Here is a 2,094-nt window from a genome sequence, read left to right as displayed (position 1 = left end):
ACGCCAAGGGAAGGCTATACCATTACCGATCACTGCTCAAGCGTAACTGCTTATAAAATAAGCATAGTTTAGCCCTAAATATACCCTTCATGATCGTACAATGCAGTGGGACAGTTACACAATTATAGTCTGTGTTCCTTTACTTTTATTCTAATATACGCTTAGTAATTGTAATGGGTTTTGAAAAATGGTTGATAGAAGTGCTCTGAAGACAATTTAGTTAGGCTGCCATCGATTCTCTGGGTAAAGCGATTGTTTAATTTTATTTGCGTCTTTTTACCCTTACTTGAAAGTTTTTTGAAAGCCATGCTTAAGGAATGAAATTGCATTCTAGAAGGTTTTGTTTGCTCCAGGATGTCAAATTCTTATCCAAGATACTTCTGACTTTTCCTATACACTCTGATTTTCTTGTGTCTTATGATTTTCTACACCCTGATTCGTCAACGTATTACTTTTATAAACAGCATGAACGCTATCTTGTAAAATAAGCCTTCCAAAAAAAAGAAATAGGACTGTATATTTTAACTTCTTCATATCAATAAGATCGTAAATATTTAATAAATTATTAATATAAAAATATTTTTCTATCTTTCTAACCCTGAAGGGGGTATAGGTGGATTACCTCTAGTGTTCTCTTGAATTTTTTTTACAATAGTTGAAGTGATGGTACTGACGGAAAACCCAAACGTTTCAAAGAGTGCTGAGCAGGACCCAGAAGCTCCAAAGCGTTCCATACCAATATTGAGCCCCCCTGGACCTGTAACTTGGTACCAGCCCAAAGGAGAGGCCGCCTCTATGGATACCTGAAGCTGGGCAGGAAACACACTCCAAGGTTCTGGATAGCGCTTAAGCCAGTACATCAGCCAGGGCACACTGTAAACTTGTGATGAAATATCATACCCTTCTCTTAGGTTTTCGGCTACTGCCAAGGCCAAAGAAACTTCAGAGCCACTGGCCCAAATATTGACTTTGGGGACCTGGACAGACACTAAAGGATACGCGCCTTCTTCACACTGATTTCCCTTTCCACCTTCATTTCTAAAATAAGGAAGAGGCTGGCGAGATAAACACAGCACCACAGGACCGTTCACTTTTAACGCAATTTCCCAACATTCCACTACTTCTATGCTGTCTCCAGGACGCAATACAGTTAAATTAGGGATAGCCCGTAAAGAAACCAAGTGTTCAATCGGTTGATGGGTTGGACCATCTTCTCCAAGACCAATAGAATCATGGGTCATGATATATATAACTTTTACTCCCATTAACGCAGAAAGTCGAAGGGCGGGACGAAGGTAGTCTGAAAACACTAAAAATGTACCGCCACAGGGAATAAAGCCACCATGCGCTGCAATTCCGTTCATAACAGCTGCCATGGCGTGTTCCCGAATACCGTAATGCAAAAAGGGACGGTAGGGATTCCAATGTTCTGGAGCAGTACAGGTGGAATCTTTAAGATCTGCTGACCCCGTTAACAATCGGGTATGGGGAAAAATCCCCGCTAATACGGCGCCAGAGGCGCTACGAGTAGAAATCCAGGGGCGTGTTTTTTCGTATTCAGAACGTTGGAGCTTGAGCTGCTCTATCGTCTCTTGGTTTAAAAGAGAACTGTTCAACGCATCGTAAAAACGAGCTTGGATTTGGGGACTTTGCTGAGAAAGTCGTGCTCTCCAAGCATTGCGCAATGTAAAAGACCGGTGCGTAAAGTATTTCCAGTCTATTAACAGCGACTCTGGCACAAAAAAAGGTTCTTCCCAAGGCCAGGAAAGTGCTTTTCTTACTGCCTGAGTTTCTTGAGCACCTAGCGGAGATCCGTGCACGTGACAAGACCCCATTTTATTAGGAGAACCATATCCAATACGTGTTCGGCACCCAATGAGCGTGGGCTGACATGCCTTATGCGCGCACTCAATGGCGCGATGGATGGCACTAAAATCATGGCCGTCGATGCTTAAAGTATTCCATCCAGAGGCTTTGAATCGCTGAATAATATCATCACTTTGGCTAAGACTCACAGGACCATCGATGGTGACACCATTATCATCCCAGAATACAATTAATTGATGCAAGCGCCAATGGCCTGCCAAACTCATT

The 2,094-nt window shown here is 42.6% G+C and carries 1 protein-coding gene; it reads right to left on the bottom strand.

Annotation, left to right across the window (positions count from 1 at the left end; genetic code table 11):
* Positions 1–584: 584 nt before the first annotated feature.
* On the bottom strand, positions 585–2,094 hold a 1,510-nt coding region (locus HCUR_RS01700), incomplete at its 5' end, for a transketolase-like TK C-terminal-containing protein (RefSeq protein WP_104206470.1).

It is taken from the genome of Holospora curviuscula (genome assembly GCF_002930195.1).
Taxonomy (GTDB): domain Bacteria; phylum Pseudomonadota; class Alphaproteobacteria; order Holosporales; family Holosporaceae; genus Holospora; species Holospora curviuscula.
This window is presented reverse-complemented; position numbering and strand designations above follow the sequence as displayed.